Here is a 24,712-nt window from a genome sequence, read left to right on the forward strand (position 1 = left end):
GAAAACAGAGTCTGCGGGCTAATCACTTGAGACGGGCTTCCTTCCCCGCAGTCTAAGCAGCTTTTAATACTTTACGCTGCTGACGGTAGGTTTTCAGTGAGTCCAGACTAAATAGCACCAGCCCGCACCACACAAACCCAAAGGTTACCAGCCTGGCCGGCTCCAGCGGTTCGTTGTACATCCCTACCGCAAAGATGAACATCAACGTTGGGCCGATATACTGAATAAGCCCGAGGGTGGTAAACATGATGCGTTTGGCCGCTGCATTAAACGCCAGCAACGGCAATGTAGTCACAACGCCTGCTGCCATCAGCCAGACATTTAACGACCATTCGTTGGTTAGCATGTTGGCCTCAGCAGAGGCAAAGTACACCCAATACAGCGCCGCAAAGGGCAACAACACCAGGGTTTCCATAAACAATCCAGGCAATGGCTCAACGGGAATTTGCTTACGTAACAGGCCATAAATAGCAAAGCTGCCCGCCAGTAACAACGCCACCCAGGGTAAGGTACCGTGGGCAATAATAATATTCGCCACTCCGATGATCGCCAGCACCACAGCGGCTTTTTGCATGGTGCGCAGCCGTTCGTTTAAAAACAGCCGGGCCAGAAACACATTAAGCAACGGATTGATATAATAACCCAGGCTTGCCTCGAGCATCATGCCGGCATTAATTGCCCAGATAAAAAGCAGCCAGTTACCGCCCAGCAATACACTGGCAACGGCCAGTAACCCGATTAACCGTTTAGACCGGAAAATAGCGCTGACTTTGGCAAACTGCCTTAAACCCAGCAGTAACAACGCCAGTAACGCCGCCGACCAGACAATGCGATGCATCAGAATATCCGGCGCCGGCACGCTGGCAATTTGCTTAAAATATAATGGGGCAATGCCCCACATGGTGTAAGCCGCCACCGCATAGAGAAGACCGGCGGTGGCCTGGCGTTGAATAGCCTCAGCGTTCAAAGCATTTCCTTTTCATTACAGTAAAAACAGGCTGCCCAGGCCCAGGAAGGCCACAAAGCCAACAATGTCGGTAACGGTGGTGAGAATCACCGAGCCTGAAAGTGCCGGGTCTATTTTGAGTTTTTCAAGGATAACCGGCAATACCACGCCAGCCAGGGCCGCAGCCAGTATGTTAACGAATATGGCCAGGCAGATAACCAGTCCCAACAGCGGATCGCTGAACCACATAAAAGCCACAATGCCTATCACCACTGCCCAAATCACGCCATTAACGCCACCCACCTTGAGCTCTTTGGTCATCAGCGCTTTTAAGTTAGCACTGGTTATCTGGCCGAGGGCAAGCCCCCTGACAATCAGGGTTAAGGTCTGGCTACCGGCGATCCCGCCCATACTGGCTACCACAGGCATCAGCACCGCCAGTGCGACCACCTGTTGTAAGGTGGCTTCAAATAAGCCAATAAACCACGAGGCCATAAACGCGGTAAGCAAGTTGATACCTAACCACAAGGCACGACTACGGGCACTTTTTGCCACTGGGGCAAATAAATCCTCGTCTTCATCCATACCGGCGGTTGCCATCACCTGGCGTTCGTAATTTTCATTAACCAGTTCACTGGCACTTACAATATCGTGTCTGCCGAGCAATTTATTATTGTCATCAATCACCGGCAGCGCGGCATAACCACTGCGCTGCACCAGCAGGGAGGCCGTGGTGGAATCATCGGAGCCTTTGATGACTGGCATGGACTCTTCGATCAGCTCCACCATGGGCAAGTGTTCTGGCGCACCGAATACGGCAGTAAGCTTTACGGCGGCCGAAAACTGCCCGGAGCGATTGACCAGGAAAATACTGTCACAGTGGACCGGTACATTGCGCCTTATCAGACGCAAGCCATCACGCACCTTGGCATTGAGCGGCAGTACCAGCATTTCGTGAGATATCCAGTGACCCACCTGTTCGTCGGGGAACTGGGTTGCATCACGAAAATAGGCCTGTTGCTGTTCATCCAGTGCCTGAATAGCCAGTTCCAGCAGTTTGCTTGGCAAGGAGTCCATCAACTCAAGTAAGTCTTCAGCGTCGATGCCGAGTAAAATAGCACTCCATTTGTCGTCCGGGGTGGCAGAAATCAGCACTTCCCGCGGATCGCTGCGCATTTCCACCAGCACGTCGAGTTTGCGCACATCCGGCAGCACTTCCCACAGCGACATCCGCTCTTCAACAGGAAGTGATTCTAACAGCGTGGCGATTTCGACATCTTCAACCGGTAACAGCTGTTCCGCTACTGTTTAGGTTGAAAGTCGTCGACGCCGTTATCGGCAACGATTTCTTCAATGAGATCGGGTAAGGGTTCAGCCATGAGTTCCACCACACAACAAAATTTGCCCCATAATAACACTGTTGCTATCACCGCAGGAATGACTCTGTCGTTCTACTTCAGTCAGTTATGGCATGAATCATAAAAAGTCGGGCAAAACCCGTGAACCAGAGGCAAAAAACGCGTAAACTCTGCGACTCATGACTGCAACACCAGATACCCCTTTAGCCATCGACGATAACGATAGCCAGACCGCTATCGTGGCAAGTGCTGCGCAGCCCGCAGACAGCCGCAATGCTCAGCAAATTCTTGAAGATATCTTCGGTTACAGCAAGTTTCGCTCCGGTCAGGCCGAAGTGATTGATCACACCATTAACGGTAAGGATGTGCTGGTATTGCTGCCTACCGGTGGCGGTAAGTCGTTGTGTTATCAAATCCCGGCTATGGTGCGCGATGGCACCGGTATTGTGGTATCGCCCCTTATCTCACTGATGCAGGATCAGGTAGAGCAATTGCGCGAGGCCGGCGTAAAAGCGGCGTATCTGAATTCCTCGTTAGATCAGGACGATTATCAGGCTACCGTGCAGCGCCTTCAGGAAGGCCATTACGACATTATTTATGTATCGCCGGAGCGCTTGTTACAGCGCTACTTTCTGAACATGCTGGCACAAACTAAAATCGCCTTATTTGCGGTAGATGAAGCGCATTGCGTATCGCACTGGGGGCATGATTTTCGCCAGGACTACCGGTCATTGGGTCAGCTAAAACAGCGCTTTCCGGATATCCCGGTCATTGGCCTGACAGCAACAGCCGACACCACCACAGAACAGGATATTCAGGTGCAGTTGGGGCTGGATAATCCACTGGTGTATAAAGGCTCTTTTGACCGCCCGAATATTCGCTACCGGGTAATCGCTAAATACAAACCCTTCGAGCAAATTGTTACGTATATCCGCCAACAGGATGGCAGTGGCATTATTTACTGTAATTCCCGGGCCAAGGTGGATGATCTCAGTGCTAAATTACACCGCCAGGGTTTTAAAAGTGCCGCCTATCATGCGGGTATGGATGCCGACGAGCGGGCCTACGTACAGCGCCAGTTTATTACCGACAAAATTGATGTGGTGGTGGCTACCGTGGCTTTTGGCATGGGCATCAATAAGTCTAACGTGCGCTATGTGGTGCATCACGATGTACCGCGCAGTATTGAGAGTTATTATCAGGAAACCGGGCGGGCCGGCCGTGACGGGTTGCCCGCAGAAGCATTATTGCTGTTCGACGAGAAAGACAGCGCCCGGGTAAAACAGTGGATAGATCAGGGCTCGATGGCCGACCGAAACGCCATTGAACTACAAAAATTCGCGGCCATGGAAGCCTTCGCCGAAGCGCAAACCTGTCGTCGTCAGGTATTACTTAATTACTTTTCGCAGTTCAGCGATACCGCCTGCGGTAACTGTGATATCTGCCTGGATCCGCCGCGCCCCTTCGATGGCCTGGAAACCGCTCAAAAAGTACTGAGTTGTATTCTGCGCCTTCAGCAGCAGGCAGCTACTCAGTATGTTATTGATGTCCTGCGCGGTAAAAACCTTAAACGTCTGCAGGAAGCCGGGCACGACAAGCTATCTACCTGGGGAATTGGTAAAGATCAGAGCGATCAGTACTGGCATAATATTATCAATCAGCTCATCCACCGCGGCTATATCCGGGTGGATATTGCCAGCCATGCTGTGCTGCGCTTAACCGAGGCTGCCCGTCCGGTTCTAAAAGGAGAAATTACGGTGGAACTGGCCACCCCACGGCTTGAAATTAAAGCTGATAAACCGGCCAAAACGGCGCTTAAAAACTACGATAAAGCGCTGTTTGCCAGACTTAAACATCTACGTAAAGTACTGGCGCAGGAAAACGACGTGCCGCCTTTTGTTATCTTTAACGACGCGACTCTGGCCGAAATGGCCGCCAGCAAACCCACCGATAAGCAGAGTCTGCTGGCAGTCAGCGGCGTTGGCTTAACCAAGCTGGAGCGTTACGGCGTGCCGTTCCTGCAACTGATTAACGACTACCTGGAACGCGACGACGAGTAGCTGCTCACGCGTAAGGACGGGTAACTGCTCACGCGTAAGCGTATTCGCCGCCTTTTTCGAGGCCACGCTGGTAAGCATCGCGGCTGTGGATTTTAGTAACCCAGGCATCAATAGCGGCATACTGCCCTTTACCAACCCGCCCCTGCATGGCTTCTAATGGGAAGCTCATCTGGAAGTCGGCACCGCTTAAACATTCCCCTGCAAACCACCCATTCTCTTTAAGATAGCTATCAACATAGTCGAGACTGGCTTTTAAGTTTGGCCCGTAATAGGCACTGGTGATGGCATCAACCACCTTGGCCACCACGGGTTTCATAAAGAACGGACTGGCCTTTTCTTTGGCTTTGCTCAGCACCAGTCTGGCCACCAGCGGCGGCATCAGGCTGCCTTCGGCAAAGTGCATCCAGAACCGATACTGATTGAGCGCGTAACGGCTGTCAGTGGGTTTAAATTGTCCGCCAAACTCGTCTATCAGGTATTCGATAATGGCGCCGGATTCTGCCAGCGTGCTATCACCGTGGGTGATTATGGGCGCCCGGCCGAGAGGATGAACCGCCTGCAGACTTTGCGGTGCCAAATTGGCTTTGGCATCACGCTGATAGTGCTTAATTTCGTAGTCCACCCCCAGTTCTTCCAGCAGCCATAAAATTCGCTGCGAGCGGGAATTATTGAGGTGGTGCAATACAAGTGGAGATGCTGCTGTCATAAGTAACCTTGTGGGCCGTGTTTGGGTCACCACGGCCATAAAAAAACAATAAGATGAAACTAATACGCAAAAAGCGTGAGTTGGATTACATTGGGTTAAAAATAGTCGTTACGCGGGTTATTCATCGCTATTTCTGTATCTGTCGTACCTAATGTTACACTTTACCCAATGACGAATATCTGAGAGTCCAATGCTATTACACCATCGCTACGCTACTGAGTTGGCCGACACCGTCAGCGCAGTAAAGCCGCAGCCTTTGAGCGAAATGCGCATGCCAATGTATAACAGCGAACTGGCAGCCCAGTTTAGGCTGCCGAATAGTGACGCACTGATGTCGGCGATATTTGATGAAGGCGGCGAGCTGGCAGCTAACTCCGTGGCGCAAAAATACGGCGGCCACCAGTTTGGTCAATGGAACCCATTTCTGGGCGATGGGCGTGGTTTATTACTCGGTGAGGTAAGCGACGACCAGGGCAACAGCTTAGACCTGCATTTAAAAGGCGCAGGACAAACACCCTACTCCCGTCATGCCGACGGGCGGGCTGTGTTACGCTCGACGTTGCGAGAATACATTGCCTCAGAAGCACTGCATCATCTGCGCATCCCCACCTCGCGGGCGCTGTGTCTGATCACCAGTGAGCAATCCATTGTGCGGGAGTTGCCTGAGCCTGGTGCAATGATGATCCGCATGGCGCCAAGCCATCTGCGTTTTGGCCACTTTGAGTTTTATTACCATAACAAACAAAAAGACACGTTGGATAAACTGATGCAGTACACCCTGACTCATCATTTCCCCGAATGTCTGGCGGAGGCTAATCCACACAAGGCACTGCTAACCGCGATTACCCTGCGCACCGCGCGCATGGTGGCATTGTGGCAGACTTATGGGTTTGTGCATGGCGTAATGAATACTGATAATATGTCGCTTCACGGGATTACCTTCGATTATGGGCCTTACGCATTTATCGAACACTTTCAGTCTGATGCTGTATTTAATCACTCCGACTATGAGGGGCGCTACGCATTTGATCGACAGCCCGGTATTGCGCTGTGGAATCTTAACGCGCTGGCCTATGCCTTCTCAGATCACTTAAGTACTGACGATATTCGCGACTGCCTGACTCTGTTTGAGCCAACCTTTTTAAATCAGTACCGCCATCAGATGCTTAGCCGGATTGGCCTTGAGGATAACGCCGAACACGAGAACTGTCTGAACACCTGGTTAAGTTTGATAACTGCGGAGAAACGCGATTACACGCAAAGTTTCAGGCAACTGGCCATGGCGGACCCACACTCAGAAGCATCGCCGTTAAGAGATCATTTTGTTGACCGTAATGCCTTCGATGGCTGGTGGCAGGATTACCGCCAGCGCCGTCTTGCTGCAGCTATAGCAAGCAGCGAACTCGGCCAGCTTAATCCGGTTGTGATCCCCCGTACTCATTATTTACAGTCTGCTATCGAAGCAGCGGAGCAGGGTGACTTTAGTCCGGCCCATCAACTAATGGAAGCCATTCGTCAGCCTTTTGATGATAACGAAATCACCCGGAACTACACGACACCTGGTCCCGACAGCTCACAAGGAGGTCTGTCGTGCAGCAGTTAACCCCACACGACATTGCTCGCGCACTGGTCTGCGAAACAAACATTGTGCGATGGACCGGGCCCATGCCTCAAACTCAGCAACAAGCGGTGGGGTTATGTCACACTATTGCCCGGTTATTGGGCGCACGTCAGGGCGACAGTGACTGGGGGGCAGACCGGTTACAGGTCAGGCTTAGCGCAGAGGATTTTGAAGCGGTGTTAAATGTTGAATGGCTGTGTGAAGCAATATGGCTTGAACCGGTGGGAGCCTCGACTGCGCACATCAGTAAAGCCGACATGCTACAAAACCTGCAATTGAAATTGCGGCAAGCCCTAAAGTAACTGGATCTTTATTATGCCAATTTAGTTGCGCCTGAAAATTAGACCCATGCCCTCTTAGGCGTTATAATCGCCGCCCCTGAGGGCTTGTAAACCTGTGTCACTGCCCTCATGTAGTGGTACTTATTAGGCAGTTTCTACATCAACCCGGCTCGAGTTTCATGACCAGTAAATCCCAGCAATACCGATTTGTCAGCGCAGCAAAGCTTCCTACCCGCAAGGGCGAATTCACTATCCATGGTTTTGTGGAAGAAAACTCGGGTGTAGAGCACGTTGCGTTATCATACGGTACCTGGCAGCCGGAAGACGTGGTGCCAATTCGAATTCATTCTGAATGTCTTACCGGCGATGCCCTGTTCTCAACCCGCTGTGATTGCGGTTTTCAGTTAGAGCGGGCGATGGAAAATATCGTCGACAATGGCTGTGGCGTACTGCTGTATTTACGTCAGGAAGGGCGTGGTATCGGTCTTATCAATAAAATCCGCGCCTACCACTTACAGGATCAGGGCATGGATACCGTTGAAGCTAACGAACACCTGGGTTTCGATGCCGACATGCGCACCTACGAGATGTGCAAGGTTATGCTGGATAAGCTGAACGTTAAAAATGTAGAGCTGATGACCAACAACCCCCGTAAAACCGCGGCACTGAAGGATCTCGACATTAACGTGGTGGCCCGCAAGCCCATTGACCACGGTATCACCAAAGACAACAAGCACTACATTAAAACCAAAACCGAAAAACTCGGCCACGCCTTCGACCCGCATATTCTGGGTGACTAAGCTTTATTCGCTGTCAAGCTGAACAATTGGTTCAGCTTGGTTCAGCCTGAATTAATGTTGCCCTTGCTATAACGATACAAACATCACACCAAGTGCCCTGTTGCACAGGAGAGTTTGTATGAAAAAGCGATTAATACTGGCCCTGTTTCTACCGCTGGTCTGCACCGGTCAGGCACTGGCCACAACCGCCCCTGAATACCAACCGGCTATCAGCGAAGAGCGCCTGAGCGAAGAAACGCTCGACACCGTGTTAGCACCAATCGCGTTATACCCCGATACGCTGGTAACCCATATTCTGATCGCCAGCACTTACCCGTTACAGGTGATAGAGGCCGACCGCTGGCGTCAGAATAATCAGTCGCTGGAGGGAGATTCACTGGACAGGGCGCTGGAAAACAGCAACTGGGATCCAAGTGTTAAGGCTTTGGTGCCGTTTACCGATGTCCTGCGCCACATGAGTGATGATCTCAACTGGCTGCAAAACCTCGGCGACGCGGTGATCACCAACGAAGACTGGGTACTCGACAGAGTACAGGCACTGCGTTTACAGGCGCGCCAGAGTGGCAACCTGCAAAGCAATGATTACCAGCAGGTTTCTACCGAAGATAAGATCATTGTGATTGAATCCCGTCAGCCGGAAGTGGTGTATATCCCTTACTACGACACCCGCCATGTTTATGGCCACTGGCATTACCACAGCCAGCCGGTGTTCTGGCCCACCAGCGTGCGGATCGCCCTGGGTCATCGTATTTACTGGGGCCCGCGGGTAAGCATTTCAGCCGGTTTTTACTTTGGTAATATCTGGTGGCCCGAGCGGCACATTGTTATTCGCAGTACCCCTGTACGTCATTATGTAAGGCCGGTTTATCATGCAAAACGCTCATCCGTGAGAGAGTATCATCGCTGGCAGCATAATGTAGGCAACCGCCATGCCCGCTATTCGCAACGGGTAGCGACCCATAAACCAGCCATCGTTAAGCAGCACCGCTCGTTAGATAATGCTGCCAGACATCGTGAACTGTATACCCGAACTCAAGCTGGCAGCAGCTATCAGATAGAGGGCGGCAAGCAGGGTAAACCATTACAACGCGAGCCCAAGGGTCAGAAAACGGTAAAATACAGCCAGGACGCTAGACAATTAAAACAGCGCCTGAAAAGTCATGATAATAATCAGGGCAATCATCGCCAGCCTGAAAATGTGGTGAGAGCGCCCAAGGAGCAGGCTCGCGGTGGTAAGCCGGGTTCCAAACAGCGGGAATTTGCGCCGGCTGAACGACAACAACCAGCTCGCCAACAGCCACAGGAACGTACCGTAAACAAAGAGCGCAAGTGGGTGAATAAAACACCGTCCCACTCGCAGCGACCCCAGAAGGCCTACTCGGAGTCCCGCCAGCAGCGACCGGTTAAACAGTCACACAGTCGTCCGGCGCCACGGGATCATGCTCAGAAGCCACGTGTTAAGCGTGAGCATTAATATAGCGGAGGTAGGCATTAACAAACCGCTGGGGAGACTGTTCATCAAGATTGAAATAGAGTGAGGGCTCAATGAGCTCGAGCTCTATTATGCGCCAGTCATCGGCAAACCATAACAAATCAACCCTGGCATACAGATAGTCATCGGGCATCGCCTGAAGCGCTGCTTCTGCATTGTGTACCATTGACGGCTCAGGCGTGATTGCCTGTAAGCTGCCACCATGCTCTTCCTGAACCCTGAAGTCGCCTTTTTTGGGACGCTTCAAAATGGCATGGCTTAATTCACCGCCAAAGTAAAACAGCGACACCTCCCCCCGTTCTGTCACACTCTGCACAAAAGGTTGGACCATACACTGACGCTGCTTAAAACAGGCGGCTAGTTGCTCATGCTGCTGTTGAATTGCGGCGCGGGTTAAACGAAACGTATCATCTGCATTGGCGCTGACACATGGCTTGATAACCACTTCATCGCAGGCAAACCGGGAAAATGCACCGGACACGGCAGCCTCATCGAAGTCGCTGAGCCAAAGCGTGGGAAGTACCGGCACACCGGCAGCGTCCAGATCCTTAAGATACCGCTTGTTTAAATTCCACATCATCAGTGGCAATGAATTCAGCAGGCAGGATTGTTGATCGATACGCTTCAGGCAGGCTACAAACGCTGCTTCATATTGCTGATAGTCCCAGGGGCTGCGAACGATAACCGCTTCATAATCGCTGAAGTCGTAATCAGCTTCATGCCATGAAACGGTATCTACTGTGTAGCCATGCTCGGCAAAAGGCGCAAACAACAGGTCATCGTAAACAAAAAAATCCTGCAGATCATCCATCGACAGAAAGGCGAGTTTTTTCATGGGTATTCTCTGCGTAGAAGCCGGTTAGATTTCGATAAGTAAGCCTTTACTGGTAATGTCGATTCGCTTGGGTTTCTGAACGCCAAAAGCAGCCAGATCCAGATCGTCAAAATCCAGTAACAGGATAACCGGTACCCGCTTCCCCTCCAGACGTTTAATACCATTAACCAGGCTGTCAGACACCACCGCCTGATTATCCAGTACTTGCAGTTTGTCTAACCGCGGCTCGATAAGTCGCAGTTGCGCTAACTGGTGGTGGTAAGCAATCTGCCCGGAAATCTCGGCTTTGGCTTTAAGTTGCTGACCATTTTGCTCGGCCAGCACGGTAACTTTCACGTTCACTTCGTCTTCCAGCGGATCCAGCTCAACAAAGGGCTCAGAAAAGGTAAACACCACATCATCAAAAGTGCGCTGCTGGGGAAATACCGCGGTAACCATCGTGTTTAACTGGCTTTCAGAAAAAGTCATGGTGAATGCATTCACTGCAGGCACAACTACCAGCGATGCAAAAAGGCATGTCCAAAGACGAGAAAGGAGCTTCATAAAGCGACATCAGCAAATTAATATCTGACAAGGCTACCAGATTTTTTATATGCAGGCACGATACTATGTGAAAAGCCCTGATCTCAACATTTTGCATATTCAAGTGATGGTATGTTTTTGTGCTTCATGCGCCAAAATCGAAGTCGCGTTAACTGTCTCGAATTCAGATAATAAGTGCACCACTCATGGTTAAAGGGTGACAGACGAACAACTGCCTGTTGGCGGTACTCTAAAGTCGCCAAACAATTAGGAAAGATGCGAATAAGTCCCCGATGTGAGATCATAGCTGCATAGTAAATCACAGCCATTACCGCCCATGAGCCAACAGTTAACTTTTGCCGATAGTGAGTTTTCTAGCAAACGCCGCCAGACTCGTAAAGAGATTTTCTTATCCAGAATGGATAACCTGCTGCCGTGGTCTCAACTGCTGAAAGTGATTGAACCCTTTTATCCTAAAGCAGGCAATGGCAGACGTCCGTATGCGCTTGAGACCATGTTTCGCATTCATTGTATGCAGCAATGGTATAGCCTCGGTGATGAAGCGATGGAAGATGCGTTATATGAAATTGCTTCGATGCGTCAATTTGCGCAACTATCACTGGATAAAGCCATTCCTGACCGCACTACCATTATGAACTTCCGGCACTTGCTGGAAAAGCACAAGCTGACTCGCAAATTGTTCAAAACGGTCAACCAATGGCTTTCGGACTGCGGTGTGATGATGACGCAGGGCACACTGGTGGATGCCACGATTATTGAAGCACCCAGCTCCACTAAAAACAAAAAGAATGAACGTGACCCGGATATGCATCAGACCAAGAAAGGTAATGAGTGGTACTTCGGTATGAAAGCCCATATCGGTGTGGATGCCAAGAGCGGTCTGACTCATACGCTGGTGACCACCGCCGCCAACGAACATGACCTGAATCAGATGAAGAACCTGTTGCATGGCGATGAGGAATTCATCTCTGCCGATGCTGGTTATCAAGGCGCAGAGAAGCGTGAAGAACTTAAAGAAAAGGATGTGGAATGGCTGATTGCTGAGCGTCCTGGAAAAGTTCGGGCACTGAAAAAGCATCCCCGCAAAAACAAAACGGCCATTAACATCGAATACTTAAAAGCCAGCATCAGAGCAAAAGTGGAGCATCCGTTTCGGATCATCAAATGTCAGTTTGGCTTTATCAAAGCACGTTATAAAGGGCTGATGAAAAATGACTCACAGTTAGCCATGTTATTCACCTTAGCGAACCTGTTTAAAGTAGACCAGATGTTAAGGCGACAGCCAAGATCTATCTGAAATCCGGGAATAACCCGGAATAAGGCCGAAAAAGGTAGTATATTGGCCTTAATTGAGAATTTAGCGTTCAAAAATTAGACGGCGAATGCAAAGGCTGGTTCAAGAACTAAATTGCAGGACTTATTCGCAGTTTCCCTAAGTTATTTGCATTAATCAATAGCACACTTATTATGAGCGCCTCCGATAAATAGGGATAAGACCCGTGGAAGAAACACTACAACAAGTAAAACACTTTCTGTCGCAAGACCTGTTTACGCTGTTTGATATTACTTTCACCAGCGGTGATTTAATTGCTGTACCACTGATTTATGTGGTGGGTATCTGGCTGATGAAGAAGCTCGCACATATTGCGACTTACCGGTTACGGGCATCCGGTGCCAGCGCCGACACCATTCATTTGTTCAAGCGGCTTTTCTATATTATCGCCGGCGCGATTTTAATCGTGACCACGCTGGATGTCATGAACGTGCCGCTCACGGCTTTTGCGTTTTTGTCCGGTGCCGTAGCCATTGGTGTGGGCTTTGGTGCTCAGAACATTATTAACAACTTTATCTCCGGCTGGATTTTAATGTGGGAGCGACCAATCCGTATCGGTGACTTTCTGGAAGTAGACGGAGCCCGCGGAACCGTTGAGACCATTAATACCCGTTCTACCCGTATTCGCAGGGTTGATGGCGTACACATGCTGATCCCGAACAGTAAATTACTGGAGAACACGGTAGTGAACTGGACGCTTATCGACAACCTTACCCGCACATCGGTGCGGGTTGGCGTGGCTTATGGTTCAGACTGCAAGCTGGTGGCCCGCCTTATAGAACAGGCAACCGTGGCTCAGGATGACATCCTCAACGAGCCTGCTGCAGTGGTGATCTTTGATGATTTTGGTGATAACGCGCTGATGTTCGAAACGTTTTTTTGGGTGAATGCCACCAAAGAACGGGACTTAAGACAAATTCGCAGCCGCGTTCGATTTACTATTGATGAGCTTTTTGCACAGCACAACGTTGTGATCGCTTTTCCTCAACGCGATGTGCATCTGGACGGTACTTTACAGCTGGTTAAACCCGGCAGGAAACCTTAATGACAAATGTAAATGAAGCCTTTTTATGGGCTTATGATGTAAAGCCATCGGGCGAAATTAATACACTTGATGTGGCCCAACTAACATCCCCCTCTCCGGAACAAGGTTACCGGTGGGTTCATATGCAATCCGATGCGCCGGAAGCGGCGGCTATGCTTGATGCACTGGGGCTTTCAGAGGATGTAAGCGACAGCCTGATGGCCTTACAAACCCGGCCCCGGGTGATCCCGGTGAACCGTGGTGCACTGGTATTTTTACGCGGCATTAATGTGAATCCGGGCGCGGACCCGGAAGACATGGTATCCCTACGCCTGTGGATTTCCGGCTCGCTGATTGTCACAGCGCGTCGCCAGGATCGTAAATTAATGAGTGTGCAGGATACCCGCACCCGTTTTGAACAGGGAGAGGTGCCTGCCTCGACTGCCGAATTGCTGATTGCCCTTTTAACCCGTATTGCCGACCGCATTCACGACAAGGTAGAAGACATCGACGAAAGCCTTGGCGACTATGAAGCACAGGAATCACTCAATAAACAGGATCGTAACCAGCTGGCTATGCTGCGCCGACAAACTGCGAGTATTCGCCGTCACCTGGCCCCTCAGCGAGACGCACTGGAGAACCTGGTTCGCATTCCCGGGCTGATACCCGACTCACAGGCTTTTGATCTGCGCGACCAGTCAGACCGTATGACCCGTTCGATTGAGGATTTGGATCTCGCCCGTGAACGCGCCATTGTGCTGCAGGATGAACTGCGCAACCAGATTGCCGATAAGCAGAACATCCGCATGTATGTGCTTTCCATGATTACCGCCATTTTTTTACCCTTGTCGTTTTTAACCGGCGTTTTTGGTATGAACGTAGCGGGTTTGCCTGGCACTGAAACACCCAATGCCTTTACTTTGCTAATGTCGTCAATGGGTGTCCTCGCAATAATCATGCTGATCGCCATGCTATGGAAGAAGTGGCTGTAACATAAAGGGTAATTTTGCTCCGACCAGTTGGATTATTTAACTAAAGATTGATCTGGTTGGCTGGCGTGATTCAGATCCTCAACTACACTTAACAAAAATTCTGGAGTTTTTGCTTATGTATTCGTGGGTATCCGAAGGACATAAAATTTTTCGTGGCGTCTTGGTAGCCCAGCTGGTACTGGCCATTATTATTGGCCTGGTAACCGGCGAGCTGTTCATTGCTTTTTGGCTGGGCATTCCCATTATCGCACTGCCGCTTTTCTTAAGCTTCAATAACCCTGCAGCGGAGATAAGCGCGCATGCTATGGGCATTGGCACCCAGTTAATGACCGCCCTGCACATTCACCAGGCCTTTGGTCTGACCGAAGTACATTTTGAAATTTTCGCCTTACTTGCAGTGTTGGCCGTGTTTCGCAACTGGAAAGTGATCGCCTCAGCCGTTGTTGTTGTCGCCATTCATCACATTGGTTTTTTCCTGCTCCAGGTAAATGAAGTGGCTGTGTATGTGTTTGAGGAGGGCCACGTTACCTTTATTATTTTAGTCCTGCATGCACTATTTGCGCTAGTGGAAGGCGGCATCTTAATGTACACCACAAAACGGAGCCACGATGAAGGTGTGGGCGGCGCAGCGCTGGAAGTTGCCATAAATGAAATCCTTGCCGATCGTCAGCAAATTAATCTGCGCGTGGATATCGACAAATCCATCCCCATGCTAAAGCGTTTCGACGAATTGCTGGGTTCATTACGTCAGTTGGTACACGATGCTTCGTCACTGGCCAACGATGTGGCCAGCACCAGTGATTTTATGCAGTCATCCACCAAAGAACTCAACCGTCACGTGCAACAAAGCAGCCATGAAATTGGCGCTATTTCGGTGGCATCTGAAGAAATTGCGGTAACGTTACAGGACTCATCAGAACGCACCAATGCTGCCAATGACATTACCAAAGACGCTCGCCACACTACCGGCGAATCCCGCGCTGCAGTAGAGAGTGCAACGGCCACCATTAATTCGCTCCGCGACCGGCTGAACAATGCCGCCAAAACTAACCAGGAGCTGAATGAGCGCTGTACCAACATCTCTGATGCTATGCGCTCTATTACGGCGGTGGCAGAACAAACTAACTTGCTGGCATTGAATGCCGCTATTGAGTCAGCCCGCGCCGGCGAGCACGGCCGAGGCTTTGCTGTAGTTGCCGATGAGGTGCGCACGCTGGCCATACGTTCAAAAGAAAGTGCCGATGAAATCACCACTATCACCGAGCAACTGGTATCAAGCACTTCATCGTCGGTTACCCAGATGAATCAGTGTATCGAACTGGTGGATGAAGCAGTAAGCGCATCAGGCAATGCAGCCAGCTTTATGACCACTATTGAAGAGAAAATCCAGGCAGCCAGCGACAATATGATGGAGGTCGCCACCGCTGCGGTCGAACAGGAATCGGCTTCAAGTTCAATTGCCCAGAGTACGGCAACCATTCATGAACTGGCAAACCTGGAGGCCACAACAGCTCAGGCTCTTGAAGCTAAGTCGGTACAGCTGGCCGAGATGTGTCAGCGTATGCTACAAACCGTTAAACGCTTTGTGGTGTAATGACACAACGTACTATCACCCTGATCGTTGTGGTATGGGCGCTCGGTATTCTGAGTTTGCTGGGTATTGCCAGCGTTAACCAGATTAAACCCTTCGACCCATCCATGTTGCTGGCCCAGGCGGCCAGCGACCCACAGTTTGATAGTGATTTTACCCAAGCCTTAACTCAGGCAGGCGTTGCGCCGGGCACCCTGGTGCACATGGTTTCCAACGGCGATTGCTACTGTGATCAGCTCACTGAATCCCATCGCCAGGAGTTATCCGGCGAACTGGCCAGTGCAGGATATCGGCTTCAACAACTCTCTTTGGCTGAACATCCTGATTTATCCCGCTATCTTGATCATTACCCCGCGCTGGCGGTAATCGATGGGGCCGGACAGTTACGCTATCTGGGGCCTTACGCTATCGGCTATGGCTGCTTCACCGGTAAGAATCTGGTGGCGCAAATCAAACAGGCCGCTACCTCAGCGGAATACTACGGCGCTAGTATCAACAGCGATGTAAAAGGCTGCTTCTGCGCCGTTTAACACACTCTCTAATGGCTCTGCTCGTCGCCGTGTAAACCTTTAATATGCGCGACAACGCTTCGCCCTAAAGCACTCTGGTTATAACCGCCTTCCAGCATGCTTACTATTCGTCCGTGGCACACCTCATCGGCCACATTGCGAAGCTGTTTGCTAACCCAGTGGTAGTCATCCTCGCGTAAACGCAACTGGCCCATGGCATCTTCGGCGTGGGCATCAAACCCGGCACTGATTAAAATCAGTTCCGGCATATAATTACGCAGCGCATCAAACCAGTAATTCACCTTTTCGCGAAATGCTTCGCCGGTTGCACCGGCTTTCAGTGGCGCACTGAGTATATTGCTGGCCGATACCGGATGACCGGAGTGAGGGTAAAAGGGGTGCTGGAAGGACGAGCACATTAAAATTTGTTTGTCCCCGGCAATGATATTTTCGGTGCCGTTACCGTGGTGCACATCAAAGTCGATAATAGCCACCCGCGATAATTCATATTGCTTCAGTGCATAGCGGGCTGCTACAGCGATATTATTAAACAGGCAAAAGCCCATGGCATTGTCGTACTCGGCATGGTGGCCCGGCGGTCGCACAGCACAAAATGCCTGGCGATCGTCCCCTTCCATTACCCAGTCAACCGCGTCACAGCCGGCACCCGCTGCATATAAAGCGGCACTTAAAGTAATTGGTGTCATACCGGTATCCTGCTCCAGCCAGATGACGCCGGTACGCGGTGAGCGCTGAAAAATACTGTCTACATAGTAGGGGTCGTGAGCCAACGCTAAATTTTCCCGTTTAACCTGCCTGGCATCACCATGCTGGCAAATCATTTCCAGGCCGGAAGACAATAGCTGATCGTCGATGGCGTAAAGGCGGTCGGGGTTTTCCGGGTGTTCAGAAGACACATCGTGATGCACGCAATCTCTACCGCGGTAAATTTTAATGGTCATTTTTTGTCTCCTGTTCCGCCCCTTCCGCTGCTTCAGGTTCCTGCAGCGGCAATTCCAACTCCACCTCACTGGGATCGCCACTAAACAGGCGCTTGAATCCGTGATGTTCGAAGATGGCAATCATCGGTTTATTATCGGCCCGGCAAAACGCCAGCATCTTGTTGATTTTCCGTTTGCGGGCAATGTCGATAAGCTTGATCAGCAAGCGGCTGCCCATGCCTTTACCCTGCTGCGTTTCCCGGGTAACAAAGGCCGCTTCGCAGGAATTATCGTGCTCGTTATAATAAAAACGTCCCACCGCATGGATGGTGATCCGCGAGCCTTCCTGACGCACAATACACAAAGCCGCGTCGGAGTTCTGATCAACACTTACGAGGTTACAGGACTTCTCACGCGACATTTGCTTGGGGTCGTAGTTATAACGTAAGCGCAGGGTTTCCTTGGTATGCGAATAGAAAAACTCCTGCAAACGTCTTTCATCAGCCGGATTCAACGGCCGCAGGTAAAAGGTCTCGCCCTGGATCACCATCTTCTGAAGCTGGATAGCCCCAAGTTCAGGAATATCAGTAGGATATTTTTGCTGAAAATGCGGTACCCAGTAGTTTTTTCGAACCTCGGCTAGCAGATGAGCACGAAACTTCGGGTGTGCCACGCGGATCAGCTCCAGGGCCCGTTCACGAATACTTTTACCACGCAGCGAGGCAATCCCGTACTCGGTCACAATATAGTGCACATTCCCGCGAGAGGTGGTTACCCCAGCCCCTTCAGCAATGCACGGTACAATACGCGAAACGGTTTCATGCTTCGCCGTAGAGGGCATTGCAATAATGGGTTTGCCGCCTTTGCTCATCGACGCGCCCGAGACAAAATCCACCTGCCCGCCAATGCCACTGTAAAAATCATAGCCCAGCGAGTCGGCCACCACCTGGCCGGTTAAATCCACCTCTAGCGCACTGTTAATGGAAATCATATTATCGTTTTTAGCAATATTGGTGGGTTTGTTCACATAGCTGCTGGGATAAAATTCGATATGCGGGTTATTGTGAACAAACTTATACAGGCGCTCACTGCCCATACAAAAACTGGTCACGATTTTGCCCGGATGAAAGGTTTTCTTGCGGTTGGTAATGGCCCCTGATGCAATGATGTCCATAATGCTGTCTGACAGCATTTCACTGTGGATCCCCAGATCCTTATGGCGCTGCAGGTACTTTAACGTGGCGCTGGGAATTTTGCCTACGCCAAACTGCAGGGTGGCGCCGTCTTCCACCAGCATCGCCACATACTGGCCAATCCGTTCAGTCACACTGTCAATAGCCGGTGCTTCAATAGCTTGTAACGGTTCATCGGCTTCGATACAGGCGGTAAATTCGCTGATGTGAATAAAAGAGTGACCAGCGGTGCGCGGCATTTGCGGATTTATCTGAGCAATGGCGATGGAGGCATTGCGTACCGCCGACATAGAGATGTCTACCGACACGCCCAGTGAACAATAGCCAAACTCATCCGGCGGACTTACCGTTACCAGCGCAGCATCCAGCGGTAAGGTACCGTCGCTGAACAGGCTCGACATTTCCGATAAAAATACCGGGGTATAATCGGCCCGGCCCTCATCCACTGCCCGGCGAATTTCATCACCCTGAATAAAAAAGGTATTTACCTTAAACCTTTGCCGGTATTCTTCCTTTGCCCAGCGAGTATCGCCAAGGGCCAGCATATGCACCAGCTCAATATCGCTGAACCCTTTACTGTGCTTAATTAAATCATCGATGAGTGCATACGGCACTCCGGCATTCCCACCAACAAATACCCGGCTACCTGATTTGATCAGATGCGACCAGTCCGGTCGCGGGGGCAGAGCAACAGCCATAGTTCCAACTCCCAATCTCAACTCACTTCATAATGCCACAGTTGCCTGTGGTTCGCAGAATCAAACAGCGGTTATTTGATCTGGTTGGACTTTGCGCGTTGAATTTCACACTGATGCTACCTGGCACCAAAATCAAGAAACCCCGCTGGGAGCGGGGTTTCTATTAAAGCAAGCTACAAGATTAACTTTCTTTGCTGTCTTCCTCATGTGGATGACGCTTAGCGCCAAACCACTTAACCACCATCACGTAGAACATAGGCACGAAGAAGATAGCCAGGAAAGTTGCGGCAAACATCCCGCCCATCACGGCGATACCAATAGCGTTCTGACTTTCAGAGCCGGCACCGGTAGCGATTGCCAGCGGTGTTACACCCAGAATAAACGCCATGGAGGTCATTAGTATTGGCCGGAAACGCTGTTCTGCCGCTGTGATCACCGCTTCAAATATAGGCGTGCCGTTGTCGTAGAGTTCTTTGGCGAATTCCACAATCAGGATAGCATTCTTGGAAGCCAGGCCCACGGTGGTCAGGAAGGCAACCTGTAAGTACACGTCATTCGGCAAGCCAAAGATATAGGCAGCCACTACCGAACCGAAGATCCCCAAAGGCACCACCAGTAATACGGCAAAAGGCACGACCCAACTTTCATACAGTGCCGCAAGACAAAGAAAGACCACGATAATAGACAGCGCATAGAGCATCGGTGCTTGTGAACCGGCCGCTTGTTCCTCATAAGACATACCAGACCATTCAAGGCCAAAACCAGCGGGTAACTGACTTACCAAGCGCTCGGCTTCCGCCATGGCTTCACCAGTAGAAATGCCTTCAGCCGGACTACCCTGGATGTTTACTGAGGAAATACCATTGAAGCGTTCAAGCTTAGGTGAGCCATAGTTCCATTCAACGGTAGAAAACGCGCTGAACGCTACCATGTCGCCTTCGTTATTGCGCACAAACCACTTGTCCAGATCTTCCGGATCCATCCGGTACGGTGCATCAGCCTGCATGTAAACCCGCTTAATACGGCCTTTATCGATAAAGTCATTCACATAAGCAGAGCCCCAAGCGATACTCAGAGTATTATTAATATCACTAAGCGACAAGCCCAGTGCTGACGCTTTTTCATTGTCGATATTGACTTTAAATTCAGGTACATCGCTCAGTCCATTAGGGCGCACGCCTGCCAGTTTAGGGTTCTGTGCAGCCATACCCAAAAACTGATTACGCGCCTGCATTAACGCCGCGTGTCCATTGCCTGCACGGTCAACCAACTGGAAGTCAAAACCGGTAGCGTTACCCAGCTCCCGAATAGGCGGCGGTAAAATAGGAAATACACTGGCATCCTGAATTTGCGATAAGGCCCCAAAGGCCTGGCCGATAATCGAGAAGGCACTCTGTGATTCGTCACGTTTTTCCCAGTCAACCAAATGCACAAAGCCCATACCGGAGTTTTGTGCGGCCCCGGCAAAGCTAAAGCCAACAATGGTAAAGATGTCTTTTACCGCTTCACCTTTTTGATCAAGGAAAAAATCCTCTACCTGTTTGACTGATTCCAGGGTACGACCAGCCGTGGAACCCGCCGGCGCGTTGACCAGCACCATAATGTTGCCCTGATCCTCATCCGGCAGGAATGCGCCGGGCAACTGGGTGAAAATAGCGCCCATGCCCACAACCAACAGACCATACACCAACAACGAACGTTTTACGCGATGCGCAATACCGGTAGAAACTTTTCCGTAGGTATCACGGCCTTTATTAAACACCCGGTTAAACCAACCAAAAAAGCCTTTATCTTTTTTGTTTTCCACATCTTCTCTACGCAATAGCGCAACGCAAAGTGTTGGAGATAGAATAATGGCGACCAGAACCGAGAATGTCATGGCAGAGACAATGGTAATCGAGAACTGACGATAAATAGAGCCCGCAGAGCCGCTAAAGAATGCCATGGGAACAAATACCGTAGACAGCACTACCGCTATCCCCACCAGCGCGCTGGAAATTTGGGTCATGGATTTTTTGGTAGCTTCTTTGGCATCGAGGCCTTCTTCTTCCATCAGGCGCTCGACGTTTTCTACCACCACGATGGCGTCATCCACCAACAGGCCGATAGCCAGCACCATGGCAAACATGGTCAGTACGTTGATACTAAAACCGAAGGCATAGAGCACAGCAAAGGTACCCAACAGCACTACCGGTACGGCAATGGTTGGTACCAGCGTCGCACGCCAGTTTTGCAGGAATAACAGCATCACGAAGAAGACCAGCACCACCGCTTCGACCAGGGTTTTTACCACTGAGCTAATCGACAGCTTGATAAATGGTGACGAGTCTACCGGATACACAATTTCAACATTGTCGGGCAGGTTAACCGCCAGTTCTTCGACCCGCTTTTTAACCGCATCGATAGTCTCTAACGCATTGGCACCACTTGCCAGACTGACCGCCATACCCGCTGCTGGTCGGCGCTTATAACGGGCAATAAAGCTGTAGTTTTCAGAACCCAGCTCGACCTTGGCTACATCTCTTAAACGCACCTGAGAACCATCAGTATTTACTCTGAGTACTATATTCTCGAAGTCTTCAGCGGTTTTTAACAACGACTGAGCGGTGATGGTAGCGTTGATTTGCTGGCCCTCAACCGCTGGCATACCGCCCAGTTGACCAGCCGAAATATCGGTATTCTGCGTTTGTACTGCCGCCCTTACATCTACCGGCGTCAGGTTGTAGCTGTACAACTTGTCGGGATCCAGCCAGATACGCATCGAGCGCTGCGCACCGAACACCCGCAAGTTACCCACGCCGTTGACCCGGGCAATCTGATCCTGAAACTGCGACACCAGCATATCACTCAGGTCAAACTGTGAGAGGCTGCCGTCTTTGGAATAGAAGCCAACGACTACCGCAAAGGCATCATTGGACTTGTTTACCGTTACGCCCTGCTGTTGCACCTGAGTTGGCAGCAACGACATGGACGACTGTAACTTATTCTGCGTTTGCACCTGCGCGATATCGGGATCGGTTCCGGGTTCGAAGGTCAGAGTAATCGACATCCGCTCATTTTCACTACTGGAAATGAAATAGCGTAAGTTGTCGATACCGGTCAGACTCTGTTCGATGACCTGGGTTACCGTATTTTCGATGGTTTCGGCCGAGGCCCCGGGATAAGCGGCGCTGATCGTCACTGACGGCGGCGCAACCTTGGGGTACTGCTCAATGGGAAGCCCGCTAATTGACAGAATACCCGCCATCATAACGATGATAGCAAGTACCCAGGCAAACACCGGGCGGTCTATAAAAAAACGTGCCATATAAGATGATTTCCTGAATTAGTTAACGTGCGTTAGCCCTGAGGCTGCCATGGCTTAGTATTGACCTGAGCACCCGGTTTTACCTTCTGGTAACCGGCAACAATCACTTTATCGCCAGCGGCCACACCGCTGGTTACGATGTACTGATCACCGTAGCTGCCGGCAATGGTAATGGTGCGCGCTTCAACTTTATTCTCAGCATTAACAACCATCACTGAAAGCGAGGTATCAGGCTGGCGCGTGGCGGCACGCTGAGGCACCAGTATCTCCTGGGTATTGGAGATATTCACCCGGGCCTTAGTAAACATACCTGGCATCAACAGTGAATCAGGGTTAGGGAACTCGGCACGCAGGGCAACTGCACCGGTGGTTTCATCAACAGTCACTTCTGAAAATTTAAGCTCACCGGTGTGCTCATAGCTTTCGCCGGTCATGTCATCAAGCACTAAAGTTACTGGCAGTGTGCCACTTTCCTGCATAGCACGACGCAGTTTTAAAATGCCTTTACCAGATTGCTGCATATCCACATAAATCGGGTCTAACTGAGTAATAGTTGCCAATTGCTGCGTCTGATTAGAGGTCACCAATGCACCCACTGTCATGTAAGAGCGACTGATCTGGCCGCTGATCGGTGCATAAACCTTAGTAAAATCGAGGTCTACCTGAGCGAGCTCTACCGCCGCTTTAGCCACGCTGATTTGCGCATCAGCCTGCTCTGCCTGGGCAATTGCGTCATCATATTCCTGTTGACTAACTGCATTCTTATTCAGCAACCCCTTGAAACGTTCGGCTTTGGCTTCCAGTGTTTTGCGATTTGCTTCAGCACTTTTCACATCGGCTTTAGCGCTGGCTAACTGAGCGGCATAGCGTGAATCATCAATTTGATACAGTTGCTGGCCTTTCTCCACAAACGCGCCTTCTTCAAACAAACGCTCGGTGATGACACCTTCTACCTGTGGACGCACCTGTGACTGCCGTAGTGGACTTACACGACCGGGCAAAGTAACCGTATTTTCAACGGGTTGCAGGACAACCTCGAGAACAGAAACAGTAGGAGGCGGGGGCTGACCACCACCAGCGGCTTGAGGAGCAGGTTCCTGTGAACAACCTGATATTGCAATAATCGATATTGCGGCTATTACCAATTTTTTGATCATAAATACTTTTACTTTAATGGTTCCTGAGGACTACTTGACAGGAAGACTGGACAAAAGGGTCTGTAAGTTATAGTTTAAAATACATTCATGTATGTATGTTGTCAATCAGCCCAAAAAGTCAGAATATGCGACGAACGAAAGAAGAAGCCGAACAAACCAGAAACGCCATTCTGGAAGCTGCAGTAGACGTCTTTACCGAAAAGGGCGTAGCGCGCGCAACGTTAGAACAAATTGCTAAAGCAGCGAATGTTACCCGGGGCGCCGTTTACTGGCATTTCAAAAACAAAACTGACATCTTTGTGGCTCTTCACGATGAGCTTCATCGCCCATTTATACAAGACTTAGTAGACGGGCTGGAGAATACCGGCGATGATCCACTCCAAAGTCTCAAAAGCTACTGCATTGAGCTGGTAACCCGTTTAGAAGATGACCTGTACCTGCGCCGTGTGCTTTCACTTTTTTTACTGAAATGCGACTACACCGGCAGCCTGCAGGTATGTCAGGAGCGAACCATTGATGCCCGCCGGGAAAAGAGTGAAGTCCTGTCAAAATTTTTCGAAAAAGCACAATCCAAAGGCACCTTATCGGCAGATCTGGATCCAAAGACACTGACTCTGGCACTCAACTGCTTTATGCGTGGCATTGCCATGGAATATCTGGAAAATGCCGACACTATGTCTATACGTGAGGAAGCCCCAAAACTGTTCAGTGTTTTTTTCAGAAAGTGGAATTAACCGGTTTATAATTAAGAGACGTTGGTTATTCTGGCTGCGCTACACTCGGTTTAACGGGTGTTAGGTCATGAAGTTTGGGACGGGTTATTGAGTCAGCCAAAGAACGTCCGTATCTGTTCAGCATCTACCGCAAAGCCTGCTTTGCCGGCGAGATCAATTGCTATATCCAGTTCAGTCACATATTCCACGTTAATATTATGGGGCTCATAGAGCTTTTTGATTTGCCTTACGGAGGTAATCTTCGTGCGTGACTTTTCGGTAACAATATACACCTGCACCAGCCCGGCAGCTATTGCTCTGCCGATACGCTCGGTGAGCGCGCGCTCTGCTTCAGGCACTAACAGGCTTTCACCATCCAGCACAACAATGTCGGCCCAGCGCAACATGCCACTCTTGTATACCGTGCCGGCATAGGTGAGGCCGAAGTTTTCCACACATTCGGTGTTCCATGGACCTTTGGCATTCACCAACACAATGTCATTTACCATGGTTAGAGCAAAATCACCGTGCTGCTTAATGTACCTGATATCCATATTTTCATTCCGCAAGCAAACTTATTTTTAAGTGTAGCAAAAGCGGGCCTGCCGCGAC

The 24,712-nt window shown here is 50.4% G+C and carries 20 protein-coding genes and 1 pseudogene; 11 read left to right on the forward strand and 10 right to left on the reverse strand.

What is annotated here, in order from left to right; translation table 11 throughout:
- Window positions 1-52 precede the first annotated feature (52 nt).
- Window positions 53-967, reverse strand: a complete 915-nt coding sequence (rarD, locus tag AC566Q_RS22195; protein WP_499611051.1) for an EamA family transporter RarD — start codon at window positions 965-967, stop codon at window positions 53-55.
- A 15-nt stretch (window positions 968-982) separates the two neighbouring features.
- Window positions 983-2,325 (reverse strand): annotated as a pseudogene (locus AC566Q_RS22200) (magnesium transporter).
- 158 nt (window positions 2,326-2,483) lie between these two features.
- Here AC566Q_RS22200 and recQ point away from each other — a divergent pair.
- Window positions 2,484-4,364, forward strand: a complete 1,881-nt coding sequence (gene recQ / locus AC566Q_RS22205) for a DNA helicase RecQ (RefSeq protein ID WP_499611053.1) — start codon at window positions 2,484-2,486, stop codon at window positions 4,362-4,364.
- 28 nt (window positions 4,365-4,392) lie between these two features.
- Here the strand turns inward: recQ and AC566Q_RS22210 are convergent, their stop codons facing one another.
- Window positions 4,393-5,070, reverse strand: a complete 678-nt coding sequence (locus AC566Q_RS22210; protein WP_499611056.1) for a glutathione S-transferase — start codon at window positions 5,068-5,070, stop codon at window positions 4,393-4,395.
- 190 nt (window positions 5,071-5,260) lie between these two features.
- Between AC566Q_RS22210 and AC566Q_RS22215 the strand changes: the two genes are divergently transcribed.
- The 4 genes from AC566Q_RS22215 to AC566Q_RS22230 all read left to right on the forward strand — a co-directional run bounded on the left by AC566Q_RS22215 (window position 5,261) and on the right by AC566Q_RS22230 (window position 9,246).
- The gene (locus tag AC566Q_RS22215; protein ID WP_499611059.1) at window positions 5,261-6,673 is read left to right on the forward strand and encodes a protein adenylyltransferase SelO; all 1,413 of its coding nucleotides are present in this window, start codon (window positions 5,261-5,263) and stop codon (window positions 6,671-6,673) included.
- Window positions 6,661-6,993, forward strand: coding sequence for a DUF3630 family protein (locus tag AC566Q_RS22220; RefSeq protein WP_499611062.1), 333 nt, complete (start codon window positions 6,661-6,663; stop codon window positions 6,991-6,993). Before AC566Q_RS22215 ends, AC566Q_RS22220 begins: the two co-directional genes overlap by 13 nt.
- A 158-nt stretch (window positions 6,994-7,151) precedes the next feature.
- The gene (gene ribA, locus AC566Q_RS22225) at window positions 7,152-7,772 is read left to right on the forward strand and encodes a GTP cyclohydrolase II (RefSeq protein WP_499611065.1); all 621 of its coding nucleotides are present in this window, start codon (window positions 7,152-7,154) and stop codon (window positions 7,770-7,772) included.
- A gap of 118 nt (window positions 7,773-7,890) precedes the next feature.
- On the forward strand, window positions 7,891-9,246 hold the full coding sequence (locus AC566Q_RS22230) for a DUF3300 domain-containing protein (protein ID WP_499611067.1): 1,356 nt from the start codon (window positions 7,891-7,893) through the stop codon (window positions 9,244-9,246).
- On the opposite strand, the gene AC566Q_RS22235 is transcribed toward AC566Q_RS22230, so the two are convergent.
- Window positions 9,230-10,099 carry an ATP-grasp domain-containing protein gene (locus AC566Q_RS22235; protein ID WP_499611069.1) on the reverse strand — a complete coding sequence of 290 codons (870 nt, stop codon included), beginning with the start codon at window positions 10,097-10,099 and terminating at the stop codon, window positions 9,230-9,232. The genes AC566Q_RS22230 and AC566Q_RS22235 overlap by 17 nt on opposite strands.
- A 24-nt stretch (window positions 10,100-10,123) precedes the next feature.
- On the reverse strand, window positions 10,124-10,567 hold the full coding sequence (locus tag AC566Q_RS22240; protein ID WP_499611072.1) for a hypothetical protein: 444 nt from the start codon (window positions 10,565-10,567) through the stop codon (window positions 10,124-10,126).
- Window positions 10,568-10,958: 391 nt separating this feature from the next.
- On the opposite strand from AC566Q_RS22240, the gene AC566Q_RS22245 reads away from it, so the two are divergent.
- The 5 genes from AC566Q_RS22245 (at window position 10,959) to AC566Q_RS22265 (ending at window position 16,112) form a co-directional block, all read left to right on the forward strand.
- Entirely contained in the window at window positions 10,959-11,939 is a 981-nt protein-coding gene (locus tag AC566Q_RS22245) for an IS5 family transposase (protein ID WP_499611075.1), read from the forward strand.
- A gap of 202 nt (window positions 11,940-12,141) precedes the next feature.
- Window positions 12,142-13,020: a mechanosensitive ion channel family protein gene (locus AC566Q_RS22250; RefSeq protein ID WP_499611078.1), complete on the forward strand. Its 879-nt coding sequence runs from the start codon at window positions 12,142-12,144 to the stop codon at window positions 13,018-13,020.
- The gene (locus AC566Q_RS22255; protein ID WP_499611081.1) at window positions 13,020-13,991 is read left to right on the forward strand and encodes a zinc transporter ZntB; all 972 of its coding nucleotides are present in this window, start codon (window positions 13,020-13,022) and stop codon (window positions 13,989-13,991) included. Before AC566Q_RS22250 ends, AC566Q_RS22255 begins: the two co-directional genes overlap by 1 nt.
- Before the next feature lie 115 nt (window positions 13,992-14,106).
- Window positions 14,107-15,585, forward strand: a complete 1,479-nt coding sequence (locus AC566Q_RS22260) for a methyl-accepting chemotaxis protein (protein ID WP_499611083.1) — start codon at window positions 14,107-14,109, stop codon at window positions 15,583-15,585.
- The gene (locus tag AC566Q_RS22265; RefSeq protein ID WP_499611085.1) at window positions 15,585-16,112 is read left to right on the forward strand and encodes a DUF6436 domain-containing protein; all 528 of its coding nucleotides are present in this window, start codon (window positions 15,585-15,587) and stop codon (window positions 16,110-16,112) included. The genes AC566Q_RS22260 and AC566Q_RS22265 overlap by 1 nt, the downstream gene beginning before the upstream one ends.
- A gap of 8 nt (window positions 16,113-16,120) precedes the next feature.
- Here AC566Q_RS22265 and AC566Q_RS22270 read toward each other — a convergent pair whose 3' ends face one another.
- From AC566Q_RS22270 to AC566Q_RS22285, 4 genes are all read right to left on the reverse strand, one after another.
- Window positions 16,121-17,053 (reverse strand): histone deacetylase family protein, encoded by a 933-nt coding sequence (locus AC566Q_RS22270; RefSeq protein ID WP_499611088.1) that lies wholly within the window; start codon window positions 17,051-17,053, stop codon window positions 16,121-16,123.
- Complete coding sequence (locus tag AC566Q_RS22275; RefSeq protein ID WP_499611092.1) at window positions 17,043-18,923, reverse strand: GNAT family N-acetyltransferase; 1,881 nt, start codon at window positions 18,921-18,923, stop codon at window positions 17,043-17,045. The genes AC566Q_RS22270 and AC566Q_RS22275 overlap by 11 nt, the downstream gene beginning before the upstream one ends.
- 181 nt (window positions 18,924-19,104) lie before the next feature.
- Window positions 19,105-22,230: an efflux RND transporter permease subunit gene (locus tag AC566Q_RS22280; RefSeq protein ID WP_499611097.1), complete on the reverse strand. Its 3,126-nt coding sequence runs from the start codon at window positions 22,228-22,230 to the stop codon at window positions 19,105-19,107.
- A gap of 32 nt (window positions 22,231-22,262) precedes the next feature.
- Window positions 22,263-23,387 carry an efflux RND transporter periplasmic adaptor subunit gene (locus AC566Q_RS22285; RefSeq protein ID WP_499611103.1) on the reverse strand — a complete coding sequence of 375 codons (1,125 nt, stop codon included), beginning with the start codon at window positions 23,385-23,387 and terminating at the stop codon, window positions 22,263-22,265.
- 125 nt (window positions 23,388-23,512) lie between these two features.
- Between AC566Q_RS22285 and AC566Q_RS22290 the strand changes: the two genes are divergently transcribed.
- Window positions 23,513-24,121: a TetR family transcriptional regulator gene (locus AC566Q_RS22290; protein ID WP_499611106.1), complete on the forward strand. Its 609-nt coding sequence runs from the start codon at window positions 23,513-23,515 to the stop codon at window positions 24,119-24,121.
- 92 nt (window positions 24,122-24,213) lie between these two features.
- Here AC566Q_RS22290 and AC566Q_RS22295 read toward each other — a convergent pair whose 3' ends face one another.
- Window positions 24,214-24,654 carry a hypothetical protein gene (locus AC566Q_RS22295; protein ID WP_499611108.1) on the reverse strand — a complete coding sequence of 147 codons (441 nt, stop codon included), beginning with the start codon at window positions 24,652-24,654 and terminating at the stop codon, window positions 24,214-24,216.
- Between the last annotated feature and the right edge of the window lie 58 nt (window positions 24,655-24,712).

It is taken from the genome of Alteromonas sp. H02 (assembly GCF_059682525.1).